This is a genomic window from Nitrospirota bacterium (assembly GCA_040756155.1).
In the GTDB taxonomy this organism is placed as follows: domain Bacteria; phylum Nitrospirota; class Thermodesulfovibrionia; order JACRGW01; family JBFLZU01; genus JBFLZU01.
In genome coordinates this window covers 1-6864 of sequence record JBFLZU010000128.1, presented here as the reverse complement: position 1 = coordinate 6864, position 6864 = coordinate 1, and the positions used below count along the sequence as shown (strand labels likewise).

Here is a 6864-nt window from a genome sequence, read left to right as displayed (position 1 = left end):
GAGTATGGCTTTGGACTTGACGGTGTTCTGAGGAAAAGAAGCAGAGATCTCTATGGGGTGATTAATGGTATAGATTATAATGAGTGGAATCCATCTATAGATAGTAATATAAAAGAGCCCTATGGTCTAAATAGAATTGAGGGTAAGGGTGTATGCAGGAGAGACCTTCAGAGACAACTCCGGCTCGCCATAAGAGGAACGCAGGGTATGCCAATCATAGGTATGATTACAAGGCTTGCTGCACAGAAAGGAGTTGACCTTGTAGCAGAGACAATAGATAAAATAATATCAGAGGGATTTCAGGTAGTAATCCTTGGTACAGGTGAGGAGCACTTCCACAGGGTATTCAAAGATGTTAAAAAGAAGTATCCCAAGAGTGTTTCTGTAAATCTCCGTTTTGATCCTGTGCTTGCGAGACGTATATATGCTGGCTCTGATTTTTTCCTTATGCCCTCAAGGTATGAACCCTGTGGACTCGGTCAGCTCATAAGTCTCAGGTATGGAACGATTCCAATTGTAAGAAAGACAGGTGGGCTTGCTGATACAGTTGAGGAATTTAATCCTGATAAAGGGACAGGTAATGGTTTCACATTTGAGGATTACTCCTCAGAGGCAATGCTCAATGCTATAAGGCGTGCAAAGGAAATATACAGGGATAAAGAACTCTGGGGAAGACTCGTAGCCAATGCCATGCAGTGTAATTTTTCATGGGAGGCATCAGCGGAGAAATATATAAAACTATATGAGAAGGTAAAGGGAACAACAACCAGAAAATAGACGAGGCATCCCTGGCCTGACGCCAGGACAGGCTTGCCTCGGATGTCAGGCAGGATGCCTGACCTATTTTTCACTCATATTTTGGACAACATGCAAGAGCAGAATAAAGATTACATAGAAAGTATAAATAGACTCAAAGAGACAAGGGACCACCTCCAGAGCATTATAGATAATACTGCAGATGCAATCGTCACATCAGACCTCAATGGTATCATCACTTCCTGGAACAAGGGTGCTGAGAAGATGTATGGATTTACAGCAGAAGAGGCTGTAGGGAAATTCTTACCAATGGTTCCAGAATGGTTGATGGGGGAGGAAAGAGAATTTCTTGAGAGGATAAAAAGGGGTGAGACGATTAGAGATATTGAGACTGTAAGGAGAAGAAAGGATAGAACCATTATAGATATCGTCCTGACATTATCACCGATAATAAACTCTGAAAGGAAAGTTATAGGTATCTCCGGGATAGCAAAGGATATTACCGAGAAAAAGAGAGTCGAGAAAGAGTTAATAAAAAGGATGCATGAACTGTCCCGGCTTTACCTTATAAGCAAGGCGATGAGAGGTACCCTCAATCTTGATAGATTACTCAGGATTATCCTCACTGCTGTGACAATGGGCGATGGGCTCGGTTTTAACAGGGCGATGCTATTCTTGCTGGATGAGGATGGAACCACCCTTAAGGGTATGATGGGTGTTGGTCCATCGAGTCCTGAGGAGGCAGGCAGGATATGGTCCGAATTAAGCGAAAATAAGATAACCCTTGAGTCTATGATTGCGACTATCGGTGAGATTTCAGAGTCTTATCTTGATAGACTCATGAAGGATATAGAGATTGATATCTCGGGTGAAAGGACAGTGATGTCATTGACTGTGTTTGAAAAAAAGCCATTTAATATACCTGATGCAAAAAGCGATCACAGGGTAAATGCCTTTTTCATTGAGCGCTTCGGGACTAACAGTTTTGCAACCGTCCCACTAGTAGCAAAAGACAAGGTAATAGGTGTGATAGTTGTAGATAATCTTTATTCAGGGAGACCCATTACGGATGATGATATTAATACGCTTATGATGTTCGCCAACCATGCCGCATCTTCTATCGAGAATGCACAGCTATTTGAAAAGATTGTAAATGCAGAGATAGAGATGGAAAATATATTCAATACCATTGATGATATGATATTCTTCAGTGATAATAACTACAGAATAAAAAGGGTCAACAGGGCTATGAGTAAAAGACTTGGCTTCTCTGAGGATGAGATTATCGGGAGAAAATGTGGTGAACTCCTACCTTTTTTTCACAGATTTCATGAAAGGGCTATCAAAACCAGAGAGAGGATTGTTGAGGAGGTTGAAGACAGCAGGATGAATGGTGTTTTCCTTTCGTCTATTACGCCTATGTTTAACACAGAAGGAGAATTAATAGGTGCCCTCCATGTGTTAAGGGATGTTACAGAAGATAGGAGGCTCAGGAGAGAACTTGCAAACTCAGAGAAGATGGCTGTACTCGGAGAGATGGCGATGAAGATATCCCATGAGATACGCAATCCCCTTGTATCCATTGGTGGATTTGCCAGACGCATGGTAAGGGAATTCGATAAAGAAAAAGATATTGAGAAACAGAAAGCTACCGATATAATAATAAAAGAAGTAAACAGGCTGGAAGGTATACTCCATGACCTGATGAGTTTTGTTAAAGAGGCACCACTTCATCTTCAGGAATGCAACCTGAATAGCCTTCTTAGCGATATTGTCTCTATCTTTACTGCAGAGTCTGAGGAAAAGGGGATAAGGATATTTAAAGACATTCCAAAAAAGGAGATTTCCATCTCTGTCGACCAAGAACAACTCAAACAGGCAATAATCAACATACTAAAAAATGCACTACAGGCTGTTGGAAGGGATGGGGAGGTGTTTATAAAGGCTGTTCTTCAGCCATCTCCGGATGGGAAGATTGTGCTTATCGAGATAAGCGATACGGGTAGAGGTATTGAGAAGGGCGCCATTGAGCATATCTTCGATCCATTTTTTACTACGAAATCCTCAGGGACAGGGCTTGGTCTTGCTATTGCTCACAGGATAATAGAAAGACATGGGGGAGATATAGAGGTCATTAATAGAAAAGGTATCGGCGCAACATTTATCATTAAACTTCCGCAGGGGAGGTGAAAATGTTTAAGATATTAGTGGTTGATGACGATACGGATATCCTTGAACTTTACAGACAGGAGCTGGAAGGTGAGGGATATACTGTGATACTGGCAGAGAGTGGTGAGGTAGCCTTATCTGTTGTTAAGGAACACCACCCCCATCTTGTTACACTTGATATACTGATGCCAGGACTTGATGGTATTGAGACATTAAAAAAGATTAAGGAATATAACCCGAGATTGCCTGTTGTGATATGCACTGCATATGATTATATGGATAATTTCAATGTATGGGCGTCAGATGAATATGTTGTCAAGTCCTCAGACCTTACAGAGTTGAAGGATACGATAAAGAGACTCCTCGAGGAGTGTTATTAGTGTAATTTTATGGAAACTTCTGATAAAACCCTGCTTGACCTTCTCTATAATGCAGCCATACAACATTCTCGCAGAACTGCTCTGATATTCGATGGAAAGAAGCTAAAATACAAAGAGATCTTAACACTTATTGAGCGTTTTTCCTCTGTCATTTTAACACTCGGTATAACCAGTGGTGATAGGGTAGCGTTACTCCTTAGGAATTCCTCTGATTACATCATCTCCTATTTCGGGATATTAAGGATAGGTGCTATAGCGGTTCCACTTAATACTATGCTTACAGGAGAAGAGGTATCGTATATCATAAGGGATTGCGGTGCAAAACTCGTTATCACCTCATCAGATCTCTCAGGAATAGTGAGTGGCATAAAAGATATCAGAGTGATGGATATAGCGGAGATTTTGAGGAGAAGGGCTGGGATGCCCTCTTCCATACCCTCCCCCCTTGCGGATGATACAGCAGTTATCATCTATACATCAGGGACAACAGGTTTCCCCAAAGGTGCAATGCTTACACACAGTAATCTTATCTCCAATGTTATAGCCTGCAGAGAGGCGATAGAGGTTACAGATAAAGACAGGATGTTGCTTTTCCTCCCTATGTTCCATTCATTCACTTTTACGGTGTGTGTGCTTGTCCCCCTCAGTGTTGGTGCAAGGATTATTATCCTGCCATCGGTAAGACCATTCTCCCAATTGATAAAGGCACTGTTACTTGAGCGGATAACCATCTTTGTGGCTGTGCCAGCGATTTACAATATCCTTTTAAAAAGAAGGATACCGTGGATATTGCTGAAATTTTTCAATCTCAGGCTATGCGTGTCGGGTGCAGCACCACTGTCTGAGGATATACTCAGGAGATTTGAAGAAAGATTTCAGATTCCACTCATTGAAGGTTATGGTCTCTCTGAGGCATCCCCTGTGGTATCGGTGAATCCACTTAAAGGTGTGAGAAAGGCAGGCTCTGTTGGACTGCCCCTGCCGGGTGTTTCTGTGAGAATTGTTTCTGATGATGGGACTGAATTGCCTGCTGGTGAGGTCGGAGAGATTGTTGTCAGTGGTCCAAATGTTATGCGTGGCTACGGGGGGAATCCTCAGGAAACAGAAAAGACACTCAGAAATGGCTGGCTCTTTACAGGGGATTTAGGGAGAATAGATAACGATGGCTATCTCTACATCGTTGACAGGAAAAAGGATATGATAATAGTAAACGGAATGAATGTATATCCGAGAGAGATAGAAGAGGTTCTCTTGAGGCACCAAAAGGTTTCAGAGGTAGCGGTTATCGGTATACCTGATAAAGATACAGGTGAGATACCAAAGGCTTTTGTGGTGCTTAAAGATGGTCAAATCTCTACACCAAAGGAGATAAGGGATTACTGTAGAGAGCACCTTGCGATATTCAAAGTGCCGAAACAGGTGGAATTCAGGGATTCTCTTCCAAAAAATCCAACAGGGAAGATACTGAAAAGGGAGTTAAAAAAGGGATGAAAAACGAAGAGATTATTTCAAGACTTCCTCTCTTTGCCTCCCTTGATGGTAAAGAGATTCAGTTGTTAGCCCGTCTTTTTATTGAAGAGAACTATAAAAAAGGTGAATATATCTTCTGGGAAAATGACGATTCTGAGTGGTTTTATGTTGTCTCTAAGGGAATGGTAAGGATACTCAAACACTCTGCTGATGGAAAGGAGATCATCCTCGAGATTGTGCCACCCAGTGAAATGTTCGGTGCGGTCGCAGTGCTCGACAGAAAACCCTATCCTGCATCCGCACAGGCGATGGATGATACAGTTGTTATAAAGATATCGAGGAAGAATCTCTTTGCTGTTATGGATAGGTTTCCTTCTGTTGCACTCGATGTAGTCTCTGCCATGGGAAAAAGGCTGAGGGACGCACACGATATGATGAAGGCACTCGCCATTGAAAGGGTTGAAAGAAGGATCGCCTCAATACTCCTCAAACTCTCAGAGAGGGTTGGTCTGCCTGAAGGGAGAGGCATAAGGATTGATATAAAACTCACGAGACAGGATATTGCAGAGATGGTTGGGACGACTGTAGAGACAGCAATAAGGACTATGAGCAGGTTCAGGAAGATGGGGATAATAGATATAAAGAACGGGAAGACGGTTATTATAGATAAAAACAGACTAAAAGAGATTACAGAGGATTTCTAATCTAACGTTTCTCGATACTCCTCCACTGCTGCTGACTGGGCGGATACACGGGCGGCATCAATCTCATTCGAGTGAGTTTTTAATATCGATACAACATACGAATCCAGTGACCCATGTTCCGCCATCTGCTGGACAACCTGCAGGGCTCTATCGAGTGCCATTCCCTTTCTGTAAGGACGGTCTTCTGTAATGGCTGTAAATACATCTGCAACCGCCATTATCCGTGAGCCGAGTGTTAGGTCTTCTCCTTTGTGATGGAATGGATAGCCCCTTCCATCCATACGTTCATGGTGAAATGCACCCCACTCATTTATCGTCTCCAGCCCTTTAATCCTTTCAAGGAGACGATATGTATGGTATGTATGGCTTCGTATGACATTGAACTCATCCTCATTCAGACTTGCTGGTTTCTCAAGGATTTCTGAAGGCACAGCCAGTTTTCCGAGGTCATGGAGGTTGCCTGCGATTCTCATTATGTTGTACTCCCTTTGAGAGAATCCCATCAGTCTTGCGAGCATCTCTGAGGTAGCAGCAATCCCACTGGTGTGGGTAGCGGTGAATCTACTCCTGAAGTCAATGATTTTACGAAAGACATCAGTTATGCCTGTAAGACTTTCTACTCCTAAGAGGAAACTCGGCATCAGTGATACTGTAGGAAGAATTAAACCAATATGTTGTGATGTTGCATCGAGCCAGAAGTATTCCTTTTTAGATAAATTTATAAATGCATCAACCAATTCAGGCATAAACATCTCTCCAGAATGTTCTTCAATCCTGCTACGAATCTTTTTTGCCTGTCCTAATATCTCCTGTTGCCTGTCTATGCTTATCTCTATGCGGTCAGAGAGATGAAGGATATGACTTCCTATGGGGACATCTTCTCCTTCTACATTAGCACCTGCCCCATTGTTCCACCTGGTATGGTGATAGTGGATAAGGACAGCGGATTTAGAGAATTGTTCGGACATTCTCAGTGCCCGATAGCCAATCTCTGCGTGCCTGTATGGGTCTTTAAACTCGAATTCGAGTGCAGTCATCTTATCTTCGAGTGTAAGTAATCCTATATCATGTATTGCACCAGCAAATATTATATCGTTCTGTTCTTTGACGGATAAGCCTATCTCCTTTGCTATGCTAAAGGCAATGTAGGCAACCCGCTCTTGGTGATTGGCTACCAATGGGTGAGCCAGGTCCATAGCGTCTGAAATGGAGAGAATTAAATCAAGCAATGAAATACGAGGTTCTTTTATCATCTTTTATCTTTACCACCCCACCAGAAAGCCCCACCCTTTGGGCGGGGATGAATAGGTTAGATGAAAGTTATTCCCTTTAACAAAGCTCCACCCTTTGGGTGGGGTGGTTTACTGTCAATAAAATAGAACCGT

General features: G+C 42.6%; 6 protein-coding genes. 5 read left to right on the top strand and 1 reads right to left on the bottom strand.

The features are described from left to right. From AB1488_12090 to AB1488_12070, 5 genes are all read left to right on the top strand, one after another. On the top strand, window positions 1-777 hold a 777-nt coding region (locus tag AB1488_12090), incomplete at its 5' end, for a glycosyltransferase (GenBank protein MEW6410825.1). A gap of 90 nt (window positions 778-867) precedes the next feature. Continuing rightward, on the top strand, window positions 868-2946 hold the full coding sequence (locus AB1488_12085) for a PAS domain S-box protein (protein ID MEW6410824.1): 2079 nt from the start codon (window positions 868-870) through the stop codon (window positions 2944-2946). Between the two features lie 2 nt (window positions 2947-2948). Next, on the top strand, window positions 2949-3305 hold the full coding sequence (locus AB1488_12080) for a response regulator (GenBank protein MEW6410823.1): 357 nt from the start codon (window positions 2949-2951) through the stop codon (window positions 3303-3305). A 9-nt stretch (window positions 3306-3314) separates the two neighbouring features. After that, on the top strand, window positions 3315-4796 hold the full coding sequence (locus AB1488_12075; protein ID MEW6410822.1) for a long-chain fatty acid--CoA ligase: 1482 nt from the start codon (window positions 3315-3317) through the stop codon (window positions 4794-4796). Beyond that, window positions 4793-5479 carry a Crp/Fnr family transcriptional regulator gene (locus AB1488_12070; protein ID MEW6410821.1) on the top strand — a complete coding sequence of 229 codons (687 nt, stop codon included), beginning with the start codon at window positions 4793-4795 and terminating at the stop codon, window positions 5477-5479. The genes AB1488_12075 and AB1488_12070 overlap by 4 nt, the downstream gene beginning before the upstream one ends. Here AB1488_12070 and AB1488_12065 read toward each other — a convergent pair. After that, window positions 5476-6732, bottom strand: a complete 1257-nt coding sequence (locus AB1488_12065) for an HD domain-containing phosphohydrolase (GenBank protein MEW6410820.1) — start codon at window positions 6730-6732, stop codon at window positions 5476-5478. The genes AB1488_12070 and AB1488_12065 overlap by 4 nt on opposite strands. Window positions 6733-6864 lie beyond the last annotated feature (132 nt).

Excerpts from the sequence above, each read along its gene's own strand:
- AB1488_12085 (MEW6410824.1), top strand. The coding sequence starts at position 868 with ATGCAAGAGCAGAATAAAGATTACATAGAAAGTATAAATAGACTCAAA.
- AB1488_12080 (MEW6410823.1), top strand. The coding sequence starts at position 2,949 with ATGTTTAAGATATTAGTGGTTGATGACGATACGGATATCCTTGAACTT.
- AB1488_12075 (MEW6410822.1), top strand. The coding sequence starts at position 3,315 with ATGGAAACTTCTGATAAAACCCTGCTTGACCTTCTCTATAATGCAGCC.
- AB1488_12070 (MEW6410821.1), top strand. The coding sequence starts at position 4,793 with ATGAAAAACGAAGAGATTATTTCAAGACTTCCTCTCTTTGCCTCCCTT.
- AB1488_12065 (MEW6410820.1), bottom strand. The coding sequence starts at position 6,732 with ATGATAAAAGAACCTCGTATTTCATTGCTTGATTTAATTCTCTCCATT.